The 26,501-nt window shown below is 67.9% G+C and carries 25 protein-coding genes; 7 read left to right on the top strand and 18 right to left on the bottom strand.

The window, feature by feature from the left end; all coding sequences use genetic code 11:
• The first annotated feature begins 339 nt into the window (after nucleotides 1-339).
• From cofD to G6N59_RS08580, 3 genes are read left to right on the top strand one after another with little or no spacing between them, the layout of a single operon-like run.
• The gene (gene cofD / locus G6N59_RS08570) at nucleotides 340-1,332 is read left to right on the top strand and encodes a 2-phospho-L-lactate transferase (protein ID WP_138231762.1); all 993 of its coding nucleotides are present in this window, start codon (nucleotides 340-342) and stop codon (nucleotides 1,330-1,332) included.
• Nucleotides 1,329-2,693 carry a coenzyme F420-0:L-glutamate ligase gene (locus tag G6N59_RS08575; RefSeq protein WP_138231763.1) on the top strand — a complete coding sequence of 455 codons (1,365 nt, stop codon included), beginning with the start codon at nucleotides 1,329-1,331 and terminating at the stop codon, nucleotides 2,691-2,693. Before cofD ends, G6N59_RS08575 begins: the two co-directional genes overlap by 4 nt.
• Nucleotides 2,690-3,235, top strand: a complete 546-nt coding sequence (locus G6N59_RS08580) for an NUDIX hydrolase (protein WP_138231764.1) — start codon at nucleotides 2,690-2,692, stop codon at nucleotides 3,233-3,235. The genes G6N59_RS08575 and G6N59_RS08580 overlap by 4 nt, the downstream gene beginning before the upstream one ends.
• Here the strand turns inward: G6N59_RS08580 and manB are convergent.
• A complete protein-coding gene (gene manB / locus G6N59_RS08585; protein ID WP_234884346.1) occupies nucleotides 3,217-4,293 on the bottom strand; it encodes a mannose-1-phosphate guanylyltransferase ManB in 1,077 nt (358 codons plus the stop codon). The two genes, G6N59_RS08580 and manB, sit on opposite strands and share 19 nt — an antisense overlap.
• Nucleotides 4,294-4,349: 56 nt before the next feature.
• Nucleotides 4,350-5,243 carry a glycosyltransferase family 2 protein gene (locus G6N59_RS08590; protein ID WP_138231814.1) on the bottom strand — a complete coding sequence of 298 codons (894 nt, stop codon included), beginning with the start codon at nucleotides 5,241-5,243 and terminating at the stop codon, nucleotides 4,350-4,352.
• 186 nt (nucleotides 5,244-5,429) lie between these two features.
• Between G6N59_RS08590 and G6N59_RS08595 the strand changes: the two genes are divergently transcribed.
• On the top strand, nucleotides 5,430-6,866 hold the full coding sequence (locus G6N59_RS08595; protein ID WP_179970341.1) for an LCP family protein: 1,437 nt from the start codon (nucleotides 5,430-5,432) through the stop codon (nucleotides 6,864-6,866).
• Nucleotide 6,867: 1 nt separating this feature from the next.
• Nucleotides 6,868-7,599 carry a TIGR03089 family protein gene (locus G6N59_RS08600; protein WP_138231767.1) on the top strand — a complete coding sequence of 244 codons (732 nt, stop codon included), beginning with the start codon at nucleotides 6,868-6,870 and terminating at the stop codon, nucleotides 7,597-7,599.
• 9 nt (nucleotides 7,600-7,608) lie between these two features.
• On the opposite strand, the gene G6N59_RS08605 is transcribed toward G6N59_RS08600, so the two are convergent.
• Genes G6N59_RS08605 through G6N59_RS08620 form a run of 4 tightly spaced genes read right to left on the bottom strand, consistent with a single transcriptional unit; the run spans nucleotide 7,609 to nucleotide 11,385 of the window.
• The gene (locus tag G6N59_RS08605) at nucleotides 7,609-8,769 is read right to left on the bottom strand and encodes an acyl-CoA dehydrogenase (RefSeq protein ID WP_138231768.1); all 1,161 of its coding nucleotides are present in this window, start codon (nucleotides 8,767-8,769) and stop codon (nucleotides 7,609-7,611) included.
• A 57-nt stretch (nucleotides 8,770-8,826) separates the two neighbouring features.
• Nucleotides 8,827-9,651: a class I SAM-dependent methyltransferase gene (locus G6N59_RS08610; RefSeq protein ID WP_138231769.1), complete on the bottom strand. Its 825-nt coding sequence runs from the start codon at nucleotides 9,649-9,651 to the stop codon at nucleotides 8,827-8,829.
• Nucleotides 9,652-9,662: 11 nt separating this feature from the next.
• Nucleotides 9,663-10,187, bottom strand: coding sequence for a 5-(carboxyamino)imidazole ribonucleotide mutase (purE, locus tag G6N59_RS08615; RefSeq protein WP_138231770.1), 525 nt, complete (start codon nucleotides 10,185-10,187; stop codon nucleotides 9,663-9,665).
• Nucleotides 10,180-11,385 (bottom strand): 5-(carboxyamino)imidazole ribonucleotide synthase, encoded by a 1,206-nt coding sequence (locus tag G6N59_RS08620; protein WP_234884347.1) that lies wholly within the window; start codon nucleotides 11,383-11,385, stop codon nucleotides 10,180-10,182. Before G6N59_RS08620 ends, purE begins: the two co-directional genes overlap by 8 nt.
• Nucleotides 11,386-11,525: 140 nt before the next feature.
• On the opposite strand from G6N59_RS08620, the gene G6N59_RS08625 reads away from it, so the two are divergent.
• Complete coding sequence (locus G6N59_RS08625) at nucleotides 11,526-12,140, top strand: GtrA family protein (protein ID WP_138231771.1); 615 nt, start codon at nucleotides 11,526-11,528, stop codon at nucleotides 12,138-12,140.
• Here G6N59_RS08625 and G6N59_RS08630 read toward each other — a convergent pair.
• The 12 genes from G6N59_RS08630 to G6N59_RS08685 all read right to left on the bottom strand — a co-directional run bounded on the left by G6N59_RS08630 (nucleotide 12,095) and on the right by G6N59_RS08685 (nucleotide 24,923).
• A complete protein-coding gene (locus G6N59_RS08630; RefSeq protein WP_138231772.1) occupies nucleotides 12,095-12,613 on the bottom strand; it encodes a PH domain-containing protein in 519 nt (172 codons plus the stop codon). The genes G6N59_RS08625 and G6N59_RS08630 overlap by 46 nt on opposite strands.
• Nucleotides 12,614-12,633: 20 nt before the next feature.
• Nucleotides 12,634-13,440, bottom strand: coding sequence for a biotin--[acetyl-CoA-carboxylase] ligase (locus G6N59_RS08635; RefSeq protein ID WP_138231773.1), 807 nt, complete (start codon nucleotides 13,438-13,440; stop codon nucleotides 12,634-12,636).
• A complete protein-coding gene (locus tag G6N59_RS08640; protein WP_234884338.1) occupies nucleotides 13,430-14,659 on the bottom strand; it encodes a lipase family protein in 1,230 nt (409 codons plus the stop codon). Before G6N59_RS08640 ends, G6N59_RS08635 begins: the two co-directional genes overlap by 11 nt.
• Before the next feature lie 37 nt (nucleotides 14,660-14,696).
• Nucleotides 14,697-16,097, bottom strand: a complete 1,401-nt coding sequence (locus tag G6N59_RS08645; RefSeq protein ID WP_138231817.1) for a sugar transferase — start codon at nucleotides 16,095-16,097, stop codon at nucleotides 14,697-14,699.
• A gap of 242 nt (nucleotides 16,098-16,339) precedes the next feature.
• Entirely contained in the window at nucleotides 16,340-16,915 is a 576-nt protein-coding gene (locus G6N59_RS08650; protein WP_138231774.1) for a YdcF family protein, read from the bottom strand.
• The gene (locus tag G6N59_RS08655) at nucleotides 16,902-17,798 is read right to left on the bottom strand and encodes a sialate O-acetylesterase (RefSeq protein ID WP_138231775.1); all 897 of its coding nucleotides are present in this window, start codon (nucleotides 17,796-17,798) and stop codon (nucleotides 16,902-16,904) included. The genes G6N59_RS08650 and G6N59_RS08655 overlap by 14 nt, the downstream gene beginning before the upstream one ends.
• On the bottom strand, nucleotides 17,770-19,008 hold the full coding sequence (locus G6N59_RS08660; protein ID WP_138231776.1) for a lipase family protein: 1,239 nt from the start codon (nucleotides 19,006-19,008) through the stop codon (nucleotides 17,770-17,772). The genes G6N59_RS08655 and G6N59_RS08660 overlap by 29 nt, the downstream gene beginning before the upstream one ends.
• Nucleotides 19,009-20,238: an acyltransferase family protein gene (locus G6N59_RS08665; RefSeq protein ID WP_138231777.1), complete on the bottom strand. Its 1,230-nt coding sequence runs from the start codon at nucleotides 20,236-20,238 to the stop codon at nucleotides 19,009-19,011.
• A complete protein-coding gene (locus tag G6N59_RS08670) occupies nucleotides 20,235-21,497 on the bottom strand; it encodes an alpha/beta hydrolase (protein WP_138231778.1) in 1,263 nt (420 codons plus the stop codon). Before G6N59_RS08670 ends, G6N59_RS08665 begins: the two co-directional genes overlap by 4 nt.
• Nucleotides 21,494-22,162 (bottom strand): YveK family protein, encoded by a 669-nt coding sequence (locus tag G6N59_RS08675; RefSeq protein WP_163911135.1) that lies wholly within the window; start codon nucleotides 22,160-22,162, stop codon nucleotides 21,494-21,496. Before G6N59_RS08675 ends, G6N59_RS08670 begins: the two co-directional genes overlap by 4 nt.
• Nucleotides 22,159-23,442 (bottom strand): lipase family protein, encoded by a 1,284-nt coding sequence (locus G6N59_RS08680; protein ID WP_138231780.1) that lies wholly within the window; start codon nucleotides 23,440-23,442, stop codon nucleotides 22,159-22,161. The genes G6N59_RS08675 and G6N59_RS08680 overlap by 4 nt, the downstream gene beginning before the upstream one ends.
• Complete coding sequence (locus G6N59_RS08685) at nucleotides 23,442-24,923, bottom strand: tyrosine-protein kinase domain-containing protein (protein ID WP_138231781.1); 1,482 nt, start codon at nucleotides 24,921-24,923, stop codon at nucleotides 23,442-23,444. The genes G6N59_RS08680 and G6N59_RS08685 overlap by 1 nt, the downstream gene beginning before the upstream one ends.
• A gap of 131 nt (nucleotides 24,924-25,054) precedes the next feature.
• On the opposite strand from G6N59_RS08685, the gene G6N59_RS08690 reads away from it, so the two are divergent.
• On the top strand, nucleotides 25,055-26,473 hold the full coding sequence (locus G6N59_RS08690) for an O-antigen ligase family protein (protein WP_138231782.1): 1,419 nt from the start codon (nucleotides 25,055-25,057) through the stop codon (nucleotides 26,471-26,473).
• Nucleotides 26,474-26,501: the final 28 nt, after the last annotated feature.

A 26,501-nucleotide genomic window follows, 5' to 3' on the forward strand; every position in this document is an offset into this window, starting at 1 on the left:
GGCGACCAATATTCGAACAAACGGTCGAAACTCGGTCTGCTGCACCGGAACCGGTAAACAAACCGGGAATGACACTGGTGTGATTACACACGGGTTAGCTGCCACGGTCAAGCGGATGAAGCGCATTTCCTACCATCCTGTGACCTAATTACGGCGCGTCGTTACCGCGGCGTGTCGCGATAGTGACCAATAACACGCTGTTACACAACGCAGTTGGCCACATCGGTTGCAGATACGCCTGTTACTCAAGTGAGTCCTGAGGTTTAAAGTTTGCTGCGCGCCAAATTGGCTCCCGGGCGCGTCATTTCACCCGGGCGCCATCGCCTAGGGTGAGTCGACGTGAAGGTGACGGTTCTGGTCGGTGGCGTCGGCGGCGCCCGTTTTCTGCTCGGCGCCCAGAAGCTGCTTGGGTTGGGACAGTTCGCAGACCCCGGCGTCAACTCCTCGGCCCACGAATTGACCGCGATCGTCAACGTCGGCGACGACGCCTGGATGTACGGCGTCCGCATCTGTCCGGACCTGGACACCTGCATGTACACCCTCGGCGGTGGCATCGACCCCGAGCGCGGCTGGGGCCATCGCGACGAGACCTGGCACGCCAAGGAGGAGCTGGCCGCGTACGGCGTGCAGCCGGACTGGTTCGGACTCGGCGACCGCGACCTGGCCACCCACCTGGTGCGCAGCCAGATGCTGCGGGCCGGTTATCCGCTGTCCCAGGTGACCGAGGCGTTGTGCGACCGCTGGCAGCCCGGGGCGCGGCTGCTGCCCGCCAGCGACGACCGCAGCGAAACGCACGTGGTCGTAACCGATCCCGAATCCGGCGATCAGCGCGCCATCCACTTCCAGGAATGGTGGGTCCGCTACCGCGCGCAGATCCCCACCCACAGCTTCGCGTTCATCGGCACCGAGAAGGCAAAAGCCGCACCGGGAGTCGCCGACGCCATCGCAGGCGCCGACGTGGTGTTGCTGGCGCCCTCCAATCCGGTCGTCAGCATCGGCGCGATCCTCGCCGTGCCGGGGCTGCGCAGCGCGCTGCGGTCCACCCCGGCGCGGGTGATCGGGTACTCCCCCATCGTCGCCGGAAAGCCGTTGCGCGGGATGGCCGATGACTGCCTCAAGGTGATCGGTGTCGACAGCACCTCCGAAGCCGTGGGCGCGCACTACGGCGCGCGCAGCGGGACCGGCATCCTGGACGGCTGGCTGATCGACGCCGGCGACCATGCCGAGATCGAGGGCGTCACCGTCGAAGCCGTGCCGCTGCTGATGACCGACCCCGCCGCCACGGCCGAGATGGTCCGCGCCGGACTGCAGCTGGCCGGGGTGTCCTTGTGACCGGCCCGGAGGTCGAAGAGCATGGCGCCGCGGCCGCCATCGAAATCCTTCCGGTGCCGGGGCTTCCCGAGTTCCGTCCCGGCGACGACGTGGCCGCCGCCATCGCCGCCGCCGCCCCGTGGCTGCGCGACGACGACGTGCTCGTGGTCACCAGCAAGGTGCTCTCCAAATCCGAGGGCCGGATCGTCGCGGCGCCGACCGATCCCGACGAACGGGACGCGCTGCGGCGCAGGCTGATCGACGACGAGGCGGTGCGCGTATTGGCTCGCAAGGGCCGCACCCTGATCACCGAGAACGCCATCGGGCTGGTCCAGGCCGCCGCGGGCGTGGACGGATCCAATGTCAGCACAACCGAATTGGCCCTGCTGCCGGTCGATCCCGACGGCAGCGCGGCCCGGTTGCGAGCCGGCCTGGCCGAGCGGCTCGGCGTGCGCGTCGCCGTCGTCATCACCGACACCATGGGACGGGCCTGGCGCAACGGTCAGATCGATGCCGCCATCGGGGCGGCCGGCCTGGCTGTGCTGCACGGGTATTCAGGGGTCCAGGACACTCACGGCAACGAACTGCTGGTGACGGAGGTCGCCATCGCCGACGAGATCGCGGCCGCCGCCGATCTGGTCAAAGGCAAGCTGACCGGCATCCCGGTCGCCGTGGTGCGTGGCCTGTCACCGCGCGACGACGGCTCGAACGGCCGCACCCTGGTGCGCGCCGGTCAGGAGGACCTGTTCTGGCTGGGCACCGAGGAAGCACTGGCGTTGGGCCGCAGGCAGGCTCAGCTGATGCGCCGTTCGGTGCGCACCTTCGGCGCCGAGCCGGTGGCACCCGAACTCATCGAGGAATCCGTCGCCGAGGCCCTCACGGCGCCCGCACCGCACCACACGCGCCCCGTCCGCTTCGTCTGGGTGCAGAACCACGACACGCGAATCCGGTTGCTGGATCGCATGAAAGACAAGTGGCGCACAGACCTCGCCTCCGATGGGCGCGCGGCCGACTCTGTCGACCGGCGCGTCGGCCGCGGTCAGATCCTCTACGACGCACCGGAACTCGTCATCCCGTTCCTGGTACCCGACGGCGCACACAGCTATCCGGACGCGGCCCGCACCGACGCCGAGCACACCATGTTCACCGTCGCGGTCGGCGCGGCGGTCCAGGGGCTACTGGTGGCCCTGGCGGCCCGGGACGTCGGCAGCTGCTGGATCGGCTCGACAATCTTCGCCGCCGACATCGTGCGTGCCGAGCTCGACCTGCCGGCCGATTGGGAACCGTTGGGCGCCATCGCGATCGGCCACCACCCCGAAACCGATGAACCACGTCGGCCGCGGGTGCCCGTGGCGACGGACGAGCTGCTGATCCGCCGATGAGCGACACCCTGCACGCCTCGGTCGTCAGTGCGCTACGAGATTGGCCGGCGCCGGACCCCGATCAGGACTCGTTGCGGCACGCTGTCGCGGCATTCGTCGCAGCCCGCCCCGACGCCTGCCGGCGCGCGTGCGTGCCCGGGCACATCACCGCGTCGGCGCTCGTGCTCGACCACACCCGGACCAGTGCCCTGCTCACCCTGCACCCGCGTTTGGGCCGTTGGGTGCAACTCGGCGGCCATTGCGAAGACGTCGACACCGACATCCGGGCCGCCGCGCTGCGCGAGGCCACCGAAGAATCCGGCATCACCGGACTGCGGATCTCCGCGGTGCCCGCCGCGCTGCACGTCCACGCCCTGACGTGCTCACTGGGCGTGCCGACCCGGCACCTCGACGTGCAATATCTGGCTATCGCACCGGAGCACGCCGAAATCCATTGCAGCGATGAATCCCTGGATCTGCGTTGGTGGCCGCTGGACGCGCTCCCGGACCCGGACCCCGGTCTGGAGCGGCTCGCGCGGGCCGCTCAGACGTCCGTCGAGTAACGAATTCCGCCGTCCGGGATGGTGACCCCCGGCCACACCCGGGCACCGCGCAGCAGCTCGCAGCGGGCGCCGATGTTGGCACCGTCGCCGATCACGCCGTCGCGGATCAGCGCCCGCGGGCCGATCCGGGCGCCGAATCCGATGATGGACCGCTCGATCACCGACCCGGCCTCGATCTTCACGCCGTCGAAGATCACCGCGCCGTCCAGCCTGGCACCGGCACCGATCTCGGCGCCGCGGCCCACCACGGTCCCGCCGATCAACAGGGCGCCGGGCGCCACCGCGGCGCCCTCGTGCACCAGGCTCTCGCCGCGGTGCCCGTCGAGCACCGGCGACGGCGCGATACCGCGGACCAGATCCGCTGAGCCGCGGACGAAGTCGTCGGGCGTACCCATGTCGCGCCAGTAGGTGGCGTCGACGTAGCCGCACACCTTGAAACCGTCGGAGAGCAGCTTCGGGAAGACCTCACGTTCGACCGACACCTCACGGCCGGTGGGGATCTCGTCGATCACCGCACGCTGGAACAGGTAGCAGCCCGCGTTGATCTGGTCGGTCGGCGGGTCCTGGGTCTTCTCCAGGAACGCCGTGACCACACCCTCGGAATCGGTTGGCACACAACCGAACGCCCGCGGGTCACTCACCCGCACCAGATGCAGCGTGACATCGGCCTGGCGCTCGAGGTGGCTGGCCAGCATCGCGCCGAGGTCCAGACCGGAGAGCACGTCGCCGTTGAACACCATGGCGGTCGGGTGGCGCAGCTTGGGCGCCACGTTGGCGATACCGCCACCGGTGCCCCGGGCCTCGTCCTCCACGACGTATTCGATCTCCAGGCCCAGCTTGGAACCGTCGCCGAATTCCTGCTCGAACACCTCCGCCTTGTACGAGGTGCCCAGCACCACGTGGCGGATGCCCGCGGCCGCGATCCTGGCAAGCAGGTGCGACAGGAACGGCACACCCGCGGTCGGCAGCATCGGCTTCGGCGCCGAAAGGGTCAGCGGCCGCAGCCGGGTGCCCTGCCCACCCACCAGGATGACCGCGTCGACGTCAACCGGATTCACCGCGTCGTCACTCAACTCGCGTCCTTTCAGCATGACTCAACGTCGTCGCAGGTAGCCTAATGTGCCCGACGGCGCTTACGCCTGGAATTGCCGACCACCGCGCGCTCGCGTGCGGTCAGGGCCGACTTGATGGTCCACCGCAGCGGGGCCTGCCACCAGTGTGGATGCCGGTCTGCGAGGAATGTGTAGGTACTGCGGTGGTGCGCGGCCAGATTCCGGGCCGGGTCGCGTCCGGTGGAATGTCCCTTGTCGTGCAGGATTTCGGCGGCCGGCACGTACACGTTCTGCCAGCCCGCGCGCCCCAGCCGGTCACCGAGGTCGACGTCCTCCATGTACATGAAGTAGTTCTCGTCGAATCCGCCGATCTGCCGGAACGCCTTGGTGCGCAACAACAAACACGAACCGGACAACCAGCCGACCGCGCGTTCGCTGGGCTCCAGCCGGTCTTGGCGGTAAGCCGCCGTCCACGGGTTGGACTTCCAGAACGGACCCACCACCGCGTGCATGCCGCCACGGATCAGGCTCGGCTGATGCCGGGCCGACGGATAGACCGAACCGTCGGGGTCGCGGATCAGCGGACCCACCGAACCCGCGGCCGGCCAGCGCGCCGCACCGGCGAACAACTCGTCGATACTGTGCGGCCCCCATTGCACGTCCGGGTTGACCACCACGAAGAACTCCTGGTCGACGACGCTGTCCGGCGTGTCGAGGTAGGCCGCCACCGCGCGGTTGACCGCGGTGCCGTAGCCGAGGTTTCCGCCCGTGCGGAACAACTCGACGTCGGCATAGCGCTCCAGGGCCGCCTCGGGCGCGCCGTCGGTCGATCCGTTGTCAGCCATCACCACCAGCAGCCGGCGCTCGGTGGCGTGCGCCAACGTCTTCAGGAAACGGTCCAGATGCGGGCCAGGTGAATAGGTCACCGTCACCACGAGCAGCGGGCGGTCCGGCACAGGTGATCTGTCGGACTGCGTCCTCGGCGGTCCGGAAGGCTGCTCGATCACGGGCTAGAGGTTAGCGGGCCGACGGCCGTAGCCGCACCAGGGTGTGACCCGCCGAACCCCGGGCTACCGGGCTCAGCAACCGCTCGCCAGTAGCCTGTCCTGGTGCCAGGTCGACTGTTCCGCATCCTCGCCGTCATGACGACGGTGCTCGTGATGGTGGGCACCGGCATGGCCTGGAGCAGCCTGCGTTCGCTGGAATCGGGCATCAGCCGCATCAGCACCGCGGCCCTCGGCGGCGGGGGCGACGACGGTGCCGTCGACATCCTCCTCGTGGGCATGGACAGCCGCACCGACGCGCACGGAAACCCCTTGTCAGAGGAGGAACTCGCGACGCTGCGGGCCGGCGACGACGTGTCCACCAACACCGACACCATCATCCTGGTACGCATCCCCAACAACGGGCGCTCGGCCACCGCCATCTCCATTCCGCGCGACTCCTATGTGCAGGCGCCGGGGCTGGGCAAGACCAAGATCAACGGCGTCTTCGGTCAGGTGAAGCTCGAGAAGATGAAGGAACTCGTCGAGCAGCAAGGCGAGGATCCGGCCACCGCGGAACCCAAGGCCGTCGAGGCCGGACGCGAGGCGCTGATCAAAACCGTGGCAAAACTCACAGGCGTCACGGTCGATCACTACGCCGAAGTCGGGTTGCTCGGGTTCGCCTTGATCACCGACGCCCTCGGCGGGGTCAACGTATGTCTGAAAAACGCCGTCGACGAACCGTTGTCGGGAGCCAACTTCCCGGCCGGCTGGCAAAAGCTGGGCGGCCCGCAGGCGCTCAGCTTCGTGCGGCAGCGCCATGATCTGCCCCGCGGCGACCTGGACCGGGTAACCCGCCAACAGGTTTTCATGGCGTCGCTGGCGCACGACATCATCTCCGGACAGACCCTGTCCAGCCCCAGCACCCTGAGTCGGCTGCGGCAGGCCGTGCAGCGGTCCGTGGTGCTGTCCGACGGTTGGGACATCATGGATTTCGTCCAGCAGATGCAGAAGCTGGCGGGCGGCAATGTGGCGTTCGCCACCATCCCGGTGCTGGCCGAGGACGGCTGGAGCGACGACGGCACCCAGAGCGTCGTGCGGGTCGACCCCGACCAGGTACAGCAGTGGGTGGCCGGCCTGCTCCAGGACCAGGCCGCGGGCAAGACCGAGAAGCTAGCGTACACCCCGGGCAACACCACCGTCGATGTGGCCAACGACAGTGACGTCAACGGGCTGGCCGCGGCGGTGTCGGAGGTCCTCACCGAAAAGGGCTTCGCCGCAGGCAAAGTCGGCAACAACGAGGCCGACCACGTGACCTCGAGCCAGATCCAGGCCGCGAAGTCGGACGACCTCGGGGCGCGCGCCATTGCCGAGCAACTGGGCAATCTGCCCGTGGTGGAGAACGCCTCGGTGCCCAGCGGCGCGGTGCGCGTGGTGCTCTCGCACGACTACACGGGCCCCGGTTCCGGCCTGGAGAGCGGGCACCACACCACCGCCCAATCCGCTTCCGACACCACCGATTCCGGCACGGCCACACCGGTACCGGCATCCCCCGTCATCACCGCGGGTGCGTCCGATCCGAAGTGCGTCGACTGACGTGACCAACCTCTCCAGCGCGCTCCTCGACCCGCTGCTGCGCACCGACCCGGCCGGCCCGCGCATCACGTACTACGACGACGCCACCGGCGAACGCATCGAGGTGTCGGCGGTGACGCTGGGCAACTGGGCCGCCAAGACCGCCAACCTGCTGCGTGACGAACTCGGCGCCGGCCCGGGCAGCCGGGTCGCGGTACTGCTGCCCGCGCACTGGCAGACCGCGGGCGTGTTGTTCGGCATCTGGTACATCGGCGCGGAAGTGGTTATCGGAGAACCGCTTCCGACGGAGTGCGACGTGGCGATGTGCACCATGGACCTCATCGCCGAAGCGGACGACGCAGTGGCCGATGCCACCGGCACCGCCGAAGTGGTGGTGCTGTCCCTCGACCCGTTCGGCAAGCCCGTCCCCGATCTGCCGATCGGCGTCACCGACTACGCGACATCCGTGCGTGTGCACGGCGATCAGATCGTGCCCGAACGCACGCCCGGTCCGGCGCTGGCCGGCCGTTCTGTCGACGACGTCCTCGCCGAGGCCCGGAGCATTGCCGCGGCAAAGGGATTCACCGCCCAGACCCGGCTGCTGTCGACAGCGCCGTGGGGTACCACCGACGAACTCGTGGCCAACCTGCTGGCGGTGTTCGCCGGCGGCGCGTCCCTGGTGCAGGTGGCCCACCCCGACGCGGGCGCCCTGGACCGGCGCCGCGCGACGGAGAAGGTCACTGCCGACCTGTAGCGCCTGACGTCAGCGCAGCAGGGCGCGGGACATCACGACCCGCTGAATCTGGTTGGTCCCCTCATAGATCTGGGTGATCTTCGCGTCGCGCATCATGCGCTCCACCGGGAAGTCGACGGTGTAGCCGGCGCCACCGAACAGCTGCACGGCGTTGGTGGTCACCTCCATCGCCACGTCCGAGGCGAAACACTTCGACGCCGCGGAGATGAAGCCCAGGTTGCCTTCACCACGCTCGGCGCGGGCGGCGGCGCTGTAGACCATCAGGCGCGCCGCCTCGGTCTTCATCGCCATGTCGGCGATCATGAACTCGACGCCCTGGAACTGGCTGATGGACTTGCCGAACTGCTTGCGGTCCTTGGTGTACGCGATGGCCGCGTCCAGCGCGCCCTGCGCCACCCCGACAGCCTGCGCGCCGATGGTCGGACGGGTGTGGTCGAGCGTCGCCAGTGCGGTCTTGAAGCCGGTACCGGGCTCACCGATGATGCGGTCGCCGGGGATGCGGCAGTTCTCGAAGTACAGCTCGACGGTCGGCGAGCCCTTGATGCCGAGCTTGCGTTCCTTCGGGCCGATGGTGAAGCCCTCGTCGTCGAGGTGCACCATGAACGCCGAGATGCCGTTGGCGCCCTTGTCGGGATCGGTCACCGCCATGACGGTGTACCAGGTCGACGCGCCACCGTTGGTGATCCACGCCTTGGCGCCGTTGAGAATCCAGTCGTCGCCGTCGGCCTTGGCGCGGGTGCGCATGGCCGCCGCGTCACTGCCGGCCTCGCGCTCGGACAGCGCGTACGACGCCAGCTTGCCGTCGACCAGGTCCGGCAGCACCTTGTGCTTCAGGTCGTCGGACCCGTTCAGGATCAGGCCCATGGTGCCGAGCTTGTTGACCGCGGGGATCAGCGACGCCGAGACGTCGACCCGGGCCACTTCCTCGATGACGATGCACGCGGCGACCGAGTCCGCACCCTGTCCGCCGAACGCTTCGGGCACGTGGACGGCATTGAAGCCCGACGCCGTCAGCGCGTCACTGGCCTCCTGGGGGAACCGGGCCTTCTCATCGACCTCGGCGGCGTAGGGAGCGATTTCCTTCTCGGCGAGGGCACGGATCGCGGCCCGAAGCTCCTGGTGCTCTTCCGGCAGCTGAAACAGATCGAATGACGGGTTACCGATAGACATTGACGGCTCCTTGCCTGCCCATTTGGCGAGATGCGATGTTGCTACTCGCCGGTAACTTTACCGCCCCTGACCCGACACCTTCTGCAGACCACGGATCAGCTCGCGGTAAGTGCGGTGATAGACGGTGCGCAACGTCTCGCTCCGGCGCAGGACGTCGACGGCCGTCACCGGACCGAGCAGCAGCACCGGATGCCCGGCGAAAACCGAGGTCGTGTGCTGGATCCGGGCCGAACGGTGCGCTGCCGACTCCAGTTCGGCCTGGTAGTAGTCGCAGTACTCCGGCTGGGTGAAGAACACCTTGTTGAATCCGATGGCGAACGGGGCCAGGCCGGCTCCGTCGTCGAGGTACTTGAGCGTGCCCACCGCGACGCCGGGCCAGAACTCGTTGAAGACGTCGTCGGCGATGACGATGCCGCCGTCGGCCAGCGTGGCCTCGGCGAGCTGCATGTCGCTGTAGACGATCTCCTCGGTGTGCCCACCGTCGACGCTGAAGAACCGGATGGGCGCACCCGCCTCCTCCAGCAGCACCTCGGGGGTCAGCTTGGTGGAGTCGCCCTGGTGGATCACCACGCCGTCCATCGACGACCACACGTCGACGTTGCTGGTGAACTTCGCCAGGTCACCGGCACCGGAGCCGTCGATGTTGAGGTCCTGGTCGCCGAAAATGTCGATGGCAACGGACTTTTCGTCATCCCGCTGCAACAGGCTCAGCCCGATGAACAGCTTGCCGTGGTGTACGCCGATCTCGGCGACGGCGCCGCCGACGGACCTGGCCCGCTGGGCCTCATCCAGTGCACCGGCGACCAGGAGCACCTCCGGCTCCATGAATCCCGTGACGAACTTGTGGCCGACGCTGCGGTACCGCGCGAAAGTAGATTTCATCGATCGTGAGCTTACTTGCCCAGCAACCGATTCCGTAGGGCCTCGTCCTTGGCGAGCACCATTTGCTCCAGGTCCCCCTGAAAGCGCTGCATCCGCGCACGCAAACCGGCATCGGCCGACCCCAGGATGCGTACCGCCAGCAGGCCCGCGTTGCGGGCGCCACCGATCGACACCGTGGCCACCGGCACCCCGGCGGGCATCTGCACGATCGACAGCAACGAGTCCATGCCGTCGAGGCGGGCCAGCGGCACCGGTACGCCGATCACCGGCAGCGGGGTGGCCGACGCCACCATCCCGGGCAAGTGCGCCGCGCCGCCGGCGCCCGCGATGATCACCTCGACGCCCCGGTCCGCGGCGGTCTTGGCGTAGTCGAGCATGCGCTGCGGGGTGCGGTGCGCCGACACCACGCCGACCTCGAACGGCACCTCGAACTCGGCGAGCGCGGTGGCCGCATCCTCCATCACCGACCAGTCGCTGTCGCTGCCCATGATCAGGCCGACCCGCGGGCCGCCCTTTTTGCCCGCGTGCTCACTCATGTGCACTCCATCCGTCCGTCCACTCGCCATGCGACAACCAATGCGCGGCCCGGGTGGCCCGCTCGCGTACCTCCGCCACGTACGCCTCGTCGTCGAGCGAGCCACCCGCCGCGCCGACGATGTTGACGTGGCCGATCTTGCGACCGGGCCGCTCCCCCTTGCCGTACAGGTGCACCCGGGCCTCGGGCAGCCGGCCGAACAGGTGATGCAACCGCTCGTCCATGCTCATCTGCGGCTGGGTCGGCGCGCCCAGCACGTTCGCCATCACCGTCACCGGCGCCAGCGGCGTGGTCGAGCCCAGCGGGTAGTCCAGTACGGCGCGCAGGTGCTGCTCGAACTGGCTGGTCGTCGCGCCGTCCATGGTCCAGTGCCCGGAGTTGTGCGGCCGCATGGCCAGCTCGTTCACCACGAGTGCACTGTCAAAGGTCTCGAAGAGCTCGACCGCAAGCACTCCGACGACACCCAGTTCATCGGCGATCCGCAGGGCGAGCTGTTCGGCCGCGGTGGCGACCTCCGGATCCAGTTGCGATGCCGGCGCGATCACCTCGACGCAGATGCCGTCCTCCTGCACGGTGTGCACCACCGGCCACGCCGCGCCCTGCCCGAACGGCGAACGCGCCACCAGCGCGGCCAGCTCGCGGCGCATGGCGACCTTCTCCTCGACCAGCACGGCGACACCGTCGGCCAGATAGCCCTCGGCGGCCGCGCGGGCCTGCGCAACGTCGTCGGCCAACGTGACGCCCTTGCCGTCGTAGCCGCCCCGGCTCGCCTTCACGACGAGGCCGACGCCGGCCCCAGAGCCGATTTCGGCGGCGAGCTCGTCGATGGCATCGAGATCGGCGACGGTGGCCACCTCCCGGTAGCGCGGCAGCGGCGCGCCGAGTTCGGCCAGCCGCCGGCGCATCACCAATTTGTCCTGCGCGTGCACCAGCGCCGATGGCGGCGGGGCCACATTGACCCCGTCCGCGACGAGGGTCTGCAGCAGTTCAGTGGGCACGTGCTCGTGGTCGAACGTCAGCACCGTCGCACCGGCCGCCACCTGACGCAGCGCATCGAGGTCGGTGTGCGAGCCCAGCACCACCGCCGGGCTCACCTGGGCGGCGGGCTCGTCGGCAGCGACAGCCAGCACCCGCAGGGTCTGGCCGAGCGCGATGGCCGCCTGGTGGGTCATGCGGGCCAACTGGCCGCCACCGATCATTGCCACGACGGGGGGTTGCGTCACGGCGCCTAGTTTGTCACGCACCAGAGGTGCCCCCGAATCTGCCCATGCGGGCTTGCTACCGCCCACTACCTGCACGGGTACGCGAAACGCCCGGACTATCCGTAAACTTGCCGCTTATGTCGTTCACCGAGGCCACCATCGCGCGGCTACCGCGAGTGATCCGGCCGTTTGCCGAACGGCATCACGAGCTCATCAAGTTCGCCATTGTCGGCGCCACCACGTTCGTGATCGACTCGGCGATCTTCTACACACTCAAGCTCACCGTGCTCGAGCCCAAGCCGGTGACGGCCAAGATCATCGCCGGCATCGTCGCGGTGATCGCGTCGTACGTGCTGAACCGCGAATGGAGTTTCCAGAACCGCGGCGGCCGCGAGCGCCATCACGAGGCCCTGCTGTTCTTCGCGGTCAGTGGTGTGGGCGTGCTGCTGAGCATGGCGCCGCTGTGGGTGTCCAGCTACATGCTGCAACTGCGCGTGCCCAACGTGTCCCTGACCGTCGAGAACATCGCGGACTTCGTGTCGGCGTACGTCATCGGCAACCTGCTGCAGATGGCGTTCCGGTTCTGGGCGTTCCGCCGCTGGGTGTTCCCCGACGAGATGGCGCAGCACGCACCCGACATGACGCTCGAGGCGACCATGACAATCGGCGGTTTCGCCGAGGCCTACGACGAGCTCTCGGACGACCCTCAGCTGGACGACTCCTCCGAACCCAGGGTGTCGAAGACTTCGTGATACAGCAGCGAGTGGACCTGTTCCACGCGCGGAATGTCATGGAATTCCAGGGGATCCTGGGATGCCGATTCGATGATCAGGGTGCCGGTGCGCAGTATCCGGTCGAGTATTTGGTGCCGGAACTCCACGCTGTTGATGCGGGCCAACGGAATATCGATGCCCGACCGCGTCAGCACCCCGCGCCGGAACATCACCCGGCGGTCGGTGATCACGAAATGCGTTGACCGCCAGTTCAAGAACGGCCAGACGGTGAGCCACCCGACCACCACCAGCCAGATCACTCCGATCACCGCGAAGATGATGTTCTTGGCGTTCGAGTCCCAATTGGTGTGATTGACCACGGCCGCGACGAAGGAAGCCAGCGCCGTCCCGGCCAGCAGCACCAGCACCGGTCCGATCAGTCGCTTCCAGTGCGGGTGCCGATGCAGCACAACATGTTCGTCGGCGGCCAGCACGTTGTCCGGGTAACCCATACCCAGACTCTAGGCGGTGCTCAGCTCGTGGCGGGACGCAAATGCACGACGTCACCGGCAGAGACCGCGACGACGCCGTCGGCCGAATCGATCACCAGTGCACCGCCCGCGTCGATGTCGGTCGCTTGCCCGACCACCTCGCGCCCACCGGGCAACTCGGCCCGCACCGACCGACCCAGGGTGGAGCTGTGCTTGCGGTAGACGGCCAGCAACTCGACGTTTCCACCTGCTCGCCACTCGGCGATCCTGGCGTGCAGACGGTTCAACAGCACCGCTGCCAGCCGCTGCCGATCTGGTTGTGCCACACCGACACTCAGCAGGGAGACGGCCGCCGGATCGGGCAGTTCGCCGGCCGCCATTGACACATTGAGGCCGATACCGACGACGATGACGGGCGACCCGCCGGAGCCCGGTGCCGCGACCTCCGCGAGAATCCCGGCCAGTTTGCCGGTGCCCACCTGAACATCGTTGGGCCATTTGAGCACGGCCTGCACACCGGTCACCTCGGCGACCGCCTCGACGACGGCCAGCCCGGCCGCCAGCGACAACAAGCCCCAGGTTCCGCTCGGCACATCGGTGGTGTCCACCCCGACCGACACCAGAATCTGCGACCGCGGCACCGCTGACCAGCTGCGGCCCTGACGGCCCCGGCCCTCGGTCTGGTCCTCGGCGAACAGCGCCACGCCCGCGACATTCTCACCGGACTGCGCCCGCGCCGCCAGATCGGCGTTGGTGGAACCGGTTTCGGCCACCACCTCGACCCGCCAGCCCGCGCCGGCTTCTGCCTGGATCGCCGCGGCGTCCAGCGGCAGCAGGTCAGCAGTCATTGGTTACCTTCTTCCCGGCGAACCGATCCGCCATCCAGTCGAGCATCTTCTGCGCCGCGGGCGGGTTGTGTCCACCCACCGGGTCGAACTCTGTCGTCACGGTGCCACCGAGCGAGCAGGCCCGCCCGATCGCGGCCTTGGTCCACGCGGCATCGATGAACGGGTCCTGGCCCCCGTACCAAACGTACAGCGGCGCAGTCAGCCGCCGTTGCGGAAGCGCCCACGCCTGCAACAGATTCTGCAGCCGGTCGGCAGCGTCGGGCGAGACCGGAAGAAAGTCGCGCGGCCCGAGTTGCCCGGCGGCGACGGCACGTCTGTAGGCCCCGTCGGCACTGCAGTCCGTCAGCACATTCCAGTAGCGCGCGGCACCACCGTGCCGGTAGTCGTCGCGGTTCAGGTCCGGATGCAACCGGGCCAGCGATTCGATCAGCGCCTGCAGCACCGGCCGCTGCTCACTGGTCAACGTGCCCGTCTGCGCTTTGGTGACCAGGCCACTGACATCGGCGGCGGGAGCCACGGCGACGGCACCCACCAACGTGAGCTCGGGGGCGTAGGGCTCGGCTTGTTCGTCGGCCGCCCATGCCGCGGCGCCACCCTGGGAGTCACCGAACGCCGCCCACGTCGTCGACATATCGCTGAACACATGCCGCGCCGCGCGCACCGCGTCGATCAGGTTGAGGCCGGCGGTGCGGGCATCGGAGTACGGGTGAATGCCCTTGACGCCCAACCCCTGGTAATCGGGCAACGCGACGGCGTACCCGAGATTGATCACGACCTTCGCGATGGGCAGCAGGTTCATCAGCGTCGGCGACAGCGACGGTCCGCAGTTGTTGTCGATGCCGAGGGTGCCGTGACCGAGGCCCACCACCCGCCAGCCGCCCTTGGGCGCCTGCCCCAGCGGGGTCAGCACCGTGCCGGAGACGACGGTCTGCGCGCCGGTGTCACCCGAGGTGGAGTGGTACACCACGCGGGCGGCGCGAATCCCCTGGCCGTCGAAGGTGCTCGTCACCCCCGGCATGGTGGTCGCCGACAACAGGGTGCCCGGACCCGAGCCGGTGAGATCGGCAGAACCGATGGGCTCGGGCGCACCCGACAACGGGATGAACATGTCCAGGACCTTCGAGGTCCCGATGAGCGCCAGCGGTCGCAGGTATGTCGCGGCGGTGACGCCACCGACGACCAGGACGGCCACCACTATCCACGGCAGGGCTTTACGCATCAAAAGGGATTATTCACTGATGGTCGCCCGCGCGGGCTCAGTAGGCGCCGGAACCGCCGATGATGGTGCGGAAGGTCTTGGCCGCAATCAGCAGATCGTTGGTGATGGACCAGTTCTCGACGTACGACAGGTCGAGCCGCACCGAGTCCTCCCACGACAGGTCGGCCCGGCCGCTCACCTGCCAGAGCCCGGTGATCCCGGGCAGCACCAGCAGCCGGCGGCGAACCTGCTCGTTGTAGGTGTCGAATTCGCGGCGCAGCGGCGGCCGTGGGCCGACCACGCTCATGTCCCGGCGCAGCACGTTGAAGAACTGCGGCAGTTCGTCGATGCTGTAGCGCCGCAGGTACTTTCCGACCAGCGTGACGCGTGGGTCCTCGTGGATTTTGAACAGCACGCCGCTGCCGCTCTCGTTGAGGTCCAGGCTGATCAACTCGTCGACCATCCGGTCGGCGCCCTGCACCATGGTGCGGAACTTCGTCATCTGGAAAGGCTTGCCGTCCAAGCCGATCCGCTCGGAACGGTAGAACACCGGGCCCCGGCTGGTGAGCTTGATGGCGATGGCCGACAGCACCATCAGCGGCGCCGTCACCGTGAGCGCGAACAGCGCGACGAAGACGTCGAAGGCACGCTTCTGCAGCTTCTTGGTCCCGCTGTACTGCGGACGCTCGACGTGGATCAGCGGCAGGCCGGCGACCGGACGCATAGTGAGCCGCGGACCGGCGACGTCGATGACGCTCGGGGACACCACCATGTCGATACCCAGCTTGTCGAGCTCCCAGGACAACTCCCGCACACCTTCGGGGCCGAGGTGATCGGTGGTGGTCAGGGCGACGGCGTCGACGCTGGCGCTGGCGTTGGCGATGGCATCGGAGACCTGGGACTCGTTGCCGAGGATCGGCAACTCGCCGACCCCGGCAACGTCGAAGGTCCCGCCCGCCGGGCGCCCGGTGAGGCAGACGCCGACGACGGAGTAGCCGTACCACCACTCACGGTGCAGCGACTGCACCAGATTGCTCACGGCGCGCGGGTCACCGACGGCCAGCACCGAGGAGACACATTTGTTGCGGCGGCGCAGCCGCGCCAGGACGCGGCGGCAGATGGTCCGGGCGACCACCAGACCGACCAGGCCGAGCGGCAGCGCGACGGCCAGGTAGCCCCGGGCGTAGTCGGGGCGGAAGATCATCAGCGCGACGGCGATGATGCCGACGGTGGCGAGCGTCGCCGAGAACACCCGGCGGTACTCCTCCACACCGGCGCCCACGATGCGCGACGAACGGGTGCGGTATGCGGCCAGCATCGCCAGCCAGATGACGGCGACGAACAGCGACAGCACCGAGTAGTACGAGAAGACGTGCAGGTACGTCGAAGTGAATTCCAGGGACGCATCCGGTGTACCGAGCTTGACGAACTGGGCACTTGCCAGGGCCAACACGACCACAAGCAGATCGAACGCGATCAGACACCAGCGGTAGCGCGTCTGCCAGGCCCGGTCAGCTAAAGGCGCGACTGCGCGTACGGGAGGCGCGGGAGATGCCTCGGGAAGGAAGAGTTCTTCTGCCACCGACACTGCCGCCTGCCCCTCTCCATTTGCTGGATTTCCTGGATAGTCCCCGCTCAGCGGAGTGCGACTACTATCGCATCGTTTGCTCGAAAATACCACCTATCGGAAAAATAGGCAGCTCAAGCACAGTGTCCCTGGAGGGCGGCCTTTGCAAACCCGGCAAACTGGTAGAAGAACGTCAGTTCCCACCCGATCGGTGAGAAGTCGTAGTCCCGGGGCAGGGCCACGGCAACCACCGAACCAGGGCTGGTCGAATAGCACTGGCGGAAGACCAACCGCGCGCGCGGGAGGTGGTACCGCCAGCTGACCACGATGATGCGGTGCCATCCGCGGCCTTCGGAGAGCTGGCGCATCATCATGGCCTCGCCGCGGGTCGTCAGGACCTCCGGCTTCGGGCAGATCACCTCGACACCCGGCGCCGGCGCGCAGGCGCTCTTCATTTGCGGGTCGCCGGGCACATACGGATCGGACAGCACGACCGTGCGGGCCCAGCCCTGCCGGGCCAGGCTCAGCCCGTACTGTTCGCGGCCGTCATGTTCGCCGGCCAGGACGATGATCGCGTCGGCCCGCTGCAGTGGATCAGATTTGGCGTTGGCGAACAACGCCACGCCGGCCAGCCCGACATCGACGAGCAGCACGATCGTGACCACAGCGATGACACGACGAATGACTCGGCCGAGTTCAACGCGCGGCATATTCCGCCAGTTGTCCGCCACACATCTCGCGGTACTGCTGCCACATACGGCGGCCCAGCTCGCGCTGCCCGGCGGCGCTGTAGTGCCGATCATCCGGGCTGTTGAACGAATCGCGCGGTCCCGGCACGAAGGTGCTCAGTGGCCAACGGTTCGGGGTGTCGGCGTGCACGGCGTCGATGGCCGCGTACGGCTTGCCGCTCAGCTCCATCTCCTCGGGCACCATCTGCCCCAGGACGAACGGCAGGCCGGCGCCGTACCGCGCGCGCATGTCCCCGATCAGCGAATCGAGCTTGGCCTGGTATTGCGCGCCGGAGATCAGCGGCACGTCGGTCTCCCCCTGGTGCCAGAGCACGGTGGCGATCTCGCTACCCGGAAAACAGGCCAGTGCCGCATCGATGGCCGCCACGGCCCGGCGGTACAGGTTCACCCGGGTCTTACGGTCGGCCGGATCCCAGGTGTGCCCGTTTTTCGGGGTGAAGGAGGTGTCGCCCCGGGCACCGGGAATCAGCAGCACCGCGCGGCCGGTCGCCTCAGCGAGTTGCTTGGCGAACGTGGGCCCGAAACCGACGTATTTACACGGTATTTCGTGTAGCAGTGGCTGCGTCGCCAATACCGCGGTGCCTTTCGACGGCCCGCACATCGCCCACTGGTGCACCAGCGGATGTGGCCGGTCCAACCCGTCGGGCTCGACGGGCAGCCCCATGCCGAACGCGTTGGACTGCCCGAGGATGGGCAGGATCAGGTATGGCCGCTCCGGGACCTCGACGGGTGTGCCGCGGGGCGCGATGAGGCGCTTCACGATGCATTTCGCCTCGATCAGCAACTGCTGATGAATCGGGCTGTCACCGTCGGGATTACGTGGTCCCCTGCGCAGGACAGTCATTGACCGCCTCGCCTCCCCTGAATCGTTCTGCCAGCCACCGCAATTGACCCGGACCGTCGATATCGGCGTGCCCACCGTCCGGCTGAAAATTCCAGACCACAGTACCGCCCAGCGAACACGCGCGCGCGATGGCAGCCTTGGTCCACTCCGGGTCAAGGAAGGTGTCCTTGCCGCCGTATACCACCGACATGGGGGCCGACAACGGCTGCTGCGGCAGCGCCCAGTCCCGCAGGTAGCGACGCAACCGGTCGGCTGCCGCCGCGTCCACCGGCGCGAGGTCGCCGGGCCCGATCGCATCGATGGCGGTGGCGCGGTAGGCGACGTCGGGCCCAGAACACGCCGACAGCACCTTCCAGTACCTGGCCGCCGCGCCCCGGCGGTAGTCGTCGCGGTTCAGGTCCGGATGCAGCCTGGCCAGCGACTCGATGATGGCCTGGAACGCCGCTTCCTGGTCCTTGGTCATGGTCCCGGACACAGCCTTGTCGACGATGCCCGCCACATCCGCCGACGGCACACTGGCCGCCGCGCCGATCAGGTCGAGTTCGGGAGCATACGTCCTGGCCTGTTCGTCGGCGGCCCACGCCGCACCGCCGCCCTGCGAGCCGCCGAACACGGCCCAGCGGTTCGAGATGTCGCGGAAGGTGTGGCGCAGGGCCCGCACCGAGTCGATGACGTTGCGACCCGCGGTGCGGCTGTCGGTGTAGGGGTGGACGCCGGGCGCACCCAGCCCCTGGTAGTCGGCGAGCGCAACCGCGAAGCCGAGGTGAACGAAGCCCTGAACCAGCGTCACGTTGCCGAGCAGATTCGCCGAGAGCGACGGCGCGCAGGACTGGTCGATGCCGGTGGTGCCGTGGGCCAGCGCCATCACCGGCCAGCCACCGTCGGGCGCCTGGCCCATGGGAGTGAACACCGATCCCGACACGACCGTCGGTGCATCGGTGTCACCGGAGGTGGATCGGTAGACCACCCGGGCGGCCTGCAGATCCTTGCCCTCTACCGAGTTGGTCAGGGCGGGCATGGTCATCGCGCTGATCAGGCTGCCCGGGCCGGAGGCCGTGAGGTCGGCGGTCCGGACCGGCACCGGGTCACCGATCCCACCGTGCCGCAGTTTGTCCAGCGCCCAGCTGCCGACCTGCCACATCACCGGCAGCGACGCCGCGATCAGAAGCAGAGCGGCAACCGCGGCACCCCACTGGATCGCACGGCGCATTCAGGACCACCTGGTGCGGTACCGCTTGGCGAACTTCATGACGGGGTCTTCCACTGTGTAGTACGTGACGGCCGACACCACCAGTGTCACCGCCAGGACGAGCGCCACGTTGCGCAGCATGCCGGGGAACGTGTCGCCGGCCATCAGGCCCCAGCGGCCCAGCAGCAGCATCAGCGGGAAATGCCAGAGATACGCCGACAGCGAGACCTTGCCGACGAACCGGAACGGCGCGGTGTCCAGCAGCTCGGCCAGCCCGGACCGCTCCGCGCGGAACAGCGGCGCGACGATCACCAGGATTGCCAGCGCGCACAACAGCGCCAGGGCCGACGTCGCGTACGGGTTGGCCAGGGCGATCAGGCCCAGCATCACCACGCCGACCGGGAACATCGCCAAGAAGCTGTAGAGCCGGACGCGGCGGCTGAGCTTCTCGCGAATCACCTTGTGCTCCATGGCCACCACCAGCACCGCGGCGGCCATGCCGAACGCGAAGGTGTCCGAGTTGGTCAGGAACGTCTTGGTGTAGACCGCGACCCAGTTGGCGCCCCAGTTGATCTCCGTCGGATCAGTCAGGTGCAGCGCCGAGATCATCCACGGCACGAAGGCCCGGCCGATGAATCCGAGCGCGATCAGCAGCGCCGGCCCCAGCGACACGATCAGCCACGGCCGCATCGTGGCGCGCCGGCCGAGGGCGAACAGCAGCATGCCCAGCAGCGGGATCGACAGGTAGAAGGCATATTCCAGCGTCAGTGACCACGACGGGTTCAGCCCCGTCTGGAAGTACTTCGGGATGTACGACTGGGTCAGGGTGAGGTTGGCGATCAGCTGCCACGGGTCGGTGATCATGCCGGTGCCGTCTTCGGTGCGGGTCGGCTGCAGCGACGCGTTCTGCACGTAGACGATCTGCAGCAGGTAGTTGCAGAGCAGGAAGATCACCAGGTAGCCGGGCAGAATCCGGGCGATCCGGTGGACGGCGAAGTTCGCGGTGCTCGGCAGTTCGCGCTGCTCGATCAGGTTGCGCACGTACGGCAGGAACAGCAGGAACCCGCTGAGTGCGTAGAAGAAGATCAGCGACAGCCCGACCAGGTTGGTCTTCCAGTGGTAGGCGGTCAGGGGTGAGTAGTGACCGGTGACGTGCATGACGGCGACGCCCAGGCACGACAGTCCGCGGGCGCCGTCCAGCCCGATGATGCGGGCCCGGGTCCGGACCTGTGGCGAGGTCGGCGCGTTCACTGTCCTGCTCCCTGCGTGGATACCGTGGATATGAAAGATGGGCAACTGTTCGGCGCGGGGACACCGTCGAAGCGGTCCTTGATCCAGTCGTAGGACGAGGCCACATCGATGTCGGCGTGCCCCTTGGTGGGCTGGAACATGATGTCGATGACGTCGCCCAGGCGGCACGCGGCGGCGAGCGCCTTGTTCGTCCAGTCCGGCGGCAGCAGCGTGTCCTGACCGCCGTACATCACCAGCATCGGCGCGGACGTCGGCTCCTTGGGCAGGCTCCGCTTGGCCAGCAGTCCCTGCAGGGTCGCCTCCGCCTGCGGGCTCGCGGGCCGCAGATCGTCGGGCGTGATCTTCTCGATGGCCGCGGCCCGGGCGGCGGCGTCTTCGGTGTGGCAGGAGGCGAGGACGTCCCAGTGCTCGGCGACCGCACCGCGGCGATAGTCCTGCAGGTTCAGCGACGGGTTCTCGGCCGCGAGGGCGGCGAGGATCAGCTGCAGGATGGCGTCCTGCTCTTTCGACAGGCTGCCGGCCGCGGCTCCGGAGGCCAGCCCGGTGAGATCGGTGGCCGGTGACAGGCTGACGGCGCCGACGAGGTTCAGTCCGGTGCCGTAGTGGGCGGCGAGTTCGTTTGCGGCCCAGGCGGCTTGACCGCCCTGGGACACCCCGACGGCCAGCCAGCGGTCCGAGGACTCCGGCACCAGCTTGTGCGCCGCGCGCGCCGCGTCGATGACGTTGTAGCCCACCGTCGTGGCGTCGGCGTACGGATGGCCCGCGGTGCCCGGGCCGAGCCCCTGATAGTCCGGCAGGCTCACCAGGTAGCCGGCTTTGACCAACGCGGTGATCGGCAGGGACAGCCCGGCCAGCGTCGAAGAACCGGACGGCCCGCACTCCCGCTGCATGCCGGACGTCGCGTGGCCGAAAACGACTATCGGCCAGCCGCCCGGCGGCGGCGTACCGTTCGGCACGAACACCGAACCCGGCACCTCGGTGTGCTCACCGGTGATCCCTGAGGTCGACGTGTACTCGATGCGGGCCGCGAGCGACACCGCCGATTTCAGCCGCAGATCCAGCGTGGGGAACGTGGACGCCGAGACGAGCGCGCCGGGCACCTGGCCGGCACCCGTGGTGTCGGGTTTGAGGTCGATACCCGGGACCGTAACGGGCCCAGCTTTTTTCGGTGCCGAATCGCTCTGGCAGGCCGGCGCGGTCAGGCACACCGCGACCAGCAGGCCGGCCGAGACCGCGCGCCGCAGCCGCCGCAAGTTCATCCCGACGTCCCGGCGCTCGCGTCGGTGACCACCCGCTCGAGGTGCCGACGACTCTGCACCCGGTCGAGGATGAGTGCCCGCGCGATCACCGCGAGTACGCACAGCGCGAAACCGAGAGCCGCTCCGGTCATGACATAGGACCACACCCCGCCCACGCGTTCAGCCGGGCTGGCGTCGTCGATGACGACGAGCGTCGCGCTGGTACCGGCGACCAGGGCCAGCCGGTTGCCCACCGTGACCAGGTCGCTCACGACCTCGTGCGCGATCTGCGTGGTCTGGTCGGCGTCACCGCCGGTGACCGTGACATTCAACATCGCTGTGGCACTGGGCAGTATGACGATCCGGGCGGCGAGTTCCTTGTCGGACTCGATGAGGCCCAGCTTCTGGATGATCGGTGCGGTGATCTGCGTGCTGGTGGCCAGCTGCCGGTAGGTCTCCATCAGGCCGAGCATGTTGGCGTCGCCGTAATAGGCGTCCAGCGGCGACGCACTGCCCTCGGTCCTGACGAACGCCGACGCGGTCGACTGGTACTCGGGTTTGGCGTTTTCCCAGTTCACCCAGCCCACCGCCGCGCTCACGATGGTGGTGACCAGCACCAGCAGCCAGCTGTTCTTCACGAACAGGAAGTAGTCGCGCACCCGCGGCACACCGGTCGGGGTGATCACGTCGCGCCCACACAGACGTCGGATAGGCGCTCCCCGTCGAACCGCGCCTGCAGCCAGGCCAGCGCGTTCTGCATCGTCTGGTCGTTGATCTGGCCGGTGTCCCCCACACCGCGCATCATCACGATCTGTTGGCCGCGGGCGCAGGCGGCCCCGGCGGCCGTCAGTATGCCGGCCGGCGGGTTCACCGTGTCGGCCGTGCCGAACGCCACCAGCACCGGTGGATCATTCGGCCCCGCAGCCGGACTGGGCAATGCGACCGCGCCGAGGCGACGCTTCAGGTCCGCTACGGCGGCGGCGTCCTTGGCCTGAAAATCGTTGGGCGTCAACTGGTTCAGCGCCAGTTGAGCGGCCGCGACGTCCCGCGGGGCGCAGTCGACCAACAGGTCCCACTGGTCCTTGAGTTTCGCCGAACGGTGCGCGTCGAGGTCGAAGTCCGGCTGCATGGTCTGCAGGCTCTGCAGCATCCGAATCTGCAGCCGGTACTGATCGGCGGTCGCCAGCGCGGCCGTGCGGTCCGGGTCGGCGAGCGGCGCCAGATCGGCGATCGGGTTGACCGCCACCGCGCCGACCATGTTCATGCCCGCGCCGTAGGCCCCGTTGCGTTCCGCCGCGGCCCACGCGGCCAGGCCCCCTTCACCGGCTCCAAGCGCACCCCAGTTGGTGCTGGTGGACGGTACGGCGCGATGGATCGCGCGCGCGGCATCGATGATGCTGTTTCCCAGGCTGGCCGTATCCAGGATGGAGTGCTGCCGGGCGGCTGAACCCGGGTCGATACCGAGCCCCTGGTAGTCGGACAGGGCGATGGCGAAGCCGCGCCGCAGATACACCGACATCCCTGTGGAATAGCCCCAGAACTGCGGGGCGAGGGTCGGCGCGCACTTGGGCAGCAGCCCGGTGGTGTCGTGCCCGAAGGAGATGATCGGCCAGCCGCCCTTGGGCGCCGGGCCCGGGGGCACCGCGATCAGCGCGCTGACCTGTATCGGACGGCCATCCACGCCGCTGGTCGAGCGGTAGACGATGCGCGCCGCGGTGGCACCTGCCTCGTCGAAGCTGCGGTCACCCTTGACGGGCTTCAACTCGACCAGGGAACCCGGGCCGTCATCGGTGAGATCGGGCGCGGGGAGCGCCTCGGCCCCCGGGAACATCGGGGTGAGGTCCCGGGTGGGACGGACGTCGTCACCCGGACGCGGCGGCACCGGACCTGACTGGCCGCACGCAGCCACGGTGACCAGCACCGCAGCCAGTGCCAGTACCGTGCGCCGCAACTCAACCTGACGCATCACGGCTTCTGATGCGCCGCCGTCTTGGCCTCGGACGGGGATTCGGCCTGGGGTTCGGCCGTGGGTTCGGCCTTGGCTGCCGACTTCTTGCCGCCGCCGGACTTCGGGCCGTCGGACCCGCCGAGGTGGATCTTGAACTCGCCCGGTTCGTCGGTGGCGACCGAGCCGATCAGCACCGCGTTGGCAGACTTCAGCGTCTGCACGGCGCGAGTGAGCGCGCTGCCGGTGGTGTGGCGAATGCGACCGACCAACAACGCACCGTCCGAAAGCGCGGCCGCGACGGCACCGTCGTTGTACTTGCCCAGGGGCGGCGTATCCACGACGACATAGTCGAACTGGCCGGACAGTTCGGCGAACAGGCTCGCGGTGTGGTCGCCCGCCCACAGCTCACCCGGACGCGTGGTGGCAGGACCTGCGGGCAACACCGCGATCCGATGCTGACCGACGGAAACCTCGGAAATCAAACCTTCGGCGAGGGTGTTCTCACCGACCAGCACGGTGCTCAGGCCGCGATCGGCCGCCCCCTGGCGGGCCGCCGGCGTCAGGTCCAATCGCTGCGCCACCGCCGGGTTGCGCAGGTCACCGTCCACGAGCACGACGCGCTTGCCGGTCTCGGCGAGCACGGCGGCCAGATCGACGGCCACCGTCGTGCGGCCGTCGGACGGCGACGGGCTGGCCACCGCGATCACCCGAGCGGGTTCGTCACGGTTTGCCGGCACGGTGAACCGCAAATTATTGCGGAGCTCGCGCAGAGCCTCCGCGTAGGCGCCGTCGGCGGCCAGATCGACCACGGGCGCCTTGCTCCGGGCCGGGTCCGCGGGCAGCGCGCCCATGAGCAGCGAACCACTGAGGTCGGCCACCCGCTCACGCCCGCGGATCCGGCGGTCGATGATGCCGAGGGCGATCGCCACGATGAGCCCGAGGACCGTGCCACCGGCGATACCCATGCCGATCCGGGTGATCATCGAATACCCAAGGGGCTTGGTCGGATAACCGGCCTCGTCCACCACGATGGCGCCGGCGGCGGGGCTCCCGCCGCGCCGGGAGGTCTCGAGTTCGCCAACCAACCCGGCCAGCTGATCGGCGACCGCGCTGGCATAGGTCTGAGCCTGCCCCGGGTCCTTGTCGGTGACCGAGACCTGCAACAACACGGTCTTCGGCAGCGGAACGGCCGTGATCTTCGACCGCAATTCGCTGGCTGAGATGTTGGCCTTGAGCTGATCCACCGCACGCGCGGCAACCTGCTCGCTCATGGCAAGGGTGGCGTAGGAGTTCACGCGGTCCTGGGAGAACAGGTTGTTCTGGTAGGCCTCGGTGACCGACGTGCCGTTCTGGGTCGCCACGAACAGCGTCGCACTGGACTGGTACTCGCGATCGCCGAATTGCCACCACGACCAGCCCGCGACGCCCCCGACGACCGCCAGGATCACGATCGCCCACCAGTACCGGCCGAATATCCGCAGGTACTCTTTGATCTCCAAGGTCGTGCCCCTTATTTCAGCAATGCGACGGCTCACAGATTAGCGGCTGGGTACCGGGCCGACCATTCAGACTCGCCATGGCCCGGGCAACCTGCTTGAGCTTAGCTGGTTGAGCTGACAACATAGTCGGCATGAACGCCCGTTTGGGTCAACTCGGCAATCTTAAATCATCGGCCGGGATTCTGGCTGTGATCGTGGGCTTGGTCTGGTTGGCGACGTCTTTCGGCCAGATCACTTTGTTGGGCATTGTCGCCATTGCCGCCCTGATTGCGGGCATCTATATCGGACTACGGCATCCGCTGTGGTTCTTGTACGGATTGGCGGTCGTCACCGGCGCGCTGCCTTTCGGGTATTTCCCGGGCGTTCACGTCCCCTTATATCTACCGTTCGCATTCGGTGCGGTGGTTGCGTTGTTCGTCCATCCGCGACTGGCCCGCCCGATTCACCCGTTGGAATGGTCGATTATCGCGCTGGTGGTCACCTCGATCGCGTCGGTCGCGGTAACCGGCGTGGGCATGGGCGACGTCATCCAGATCGTCCGGTGGTCCGCGGTCACCCTGGTCGCGATCGCACTGAGCAGCTTGTCGGGTGAACATCTGGAGAAGTTCGGCCGCATATTCGTCTACGCGACGCTGGCCAATGCGGTATTCGGCTTGTACATCGTGGCGTTCGACCCGAACCAGACGTCCTTCAAATACCTGCGGGTCTTCGGTTACGCGGCGGAGTACACCGCCACTCGCTTCGCATTTGCCGAAGGTGGCGCCGAACGGTCCATGCGACTGGGCGGCACCTCGGTGGACCCCAACGCGGAAGGTATTGCGCTGGTGGTGTCGATCGCCGTCGGCCTGGTCGTGCTGGCGGGCTGGCAGCGCATCGTCGTGACCGGCATCTTCCTCGTCGCGCTGCTGCTCACCCTGAGCCGGGCCGGCATGTTCACCATCGTCGGCGGGGCGGTGCTGGTACTGGCCTTCCACACCATGCGGTCGAGGGACCGCGCACTCGCCATCACCGCGATGGTCGCCGGCTTCGGCGCCGCGGCGGCGATACCCGAGGTGCGGACCAGATTCGCGCACTCGTTCAGCAGTGACGACGTCGGTTCCACTTCCCGAATTGATGCCATCCGGGAATTCCCCGACACCATGGCCGGATACTGGTTGTTCGGAAAGGGGTGGAACCGACTCGAATTCCGCGACGGAAACTACGCTTTCGTGCTGAACCACGTGTCGAACGCACCACTGCTCACGATTTACCGCGGAGGCATTTTCCCGGGTCTGGCGTTCTTTGCGATCATGCTGATCGGTTGCATCATGAGCTACCGGGCGATTCGCTCCAATTCGTTTGCGTGGGCCGGGTATGGCGGTATCTACATCGGATTCTGCGTGGTTGCCCTCCAGCTCGACCACCCGGTGGTCGGCATCCCGCCGGCCACCCTCAAATTCTCCATTTTGCTGGCATTCCTCGTGCATATAGACCGAGAACGCCGCGATCAGGTGAGACTGCGACACGCCCAAGCAGATTCACAGCAAACGCCCTTGGCTGCTGCACACTGAGTGCGCGTTTGCGCACCGCAGCGCACTT

Origin of the sequence: Mycolicibacterium aubagnense, from assembly GCF_010730955.1 — a bacterium.
Lineage (GTDB): Bacteria > Actinomycetota > Actinomycetes > Mycobacteriales > Mycobacteriaceae > Mycobacterium > Mycobacterium aubagnense.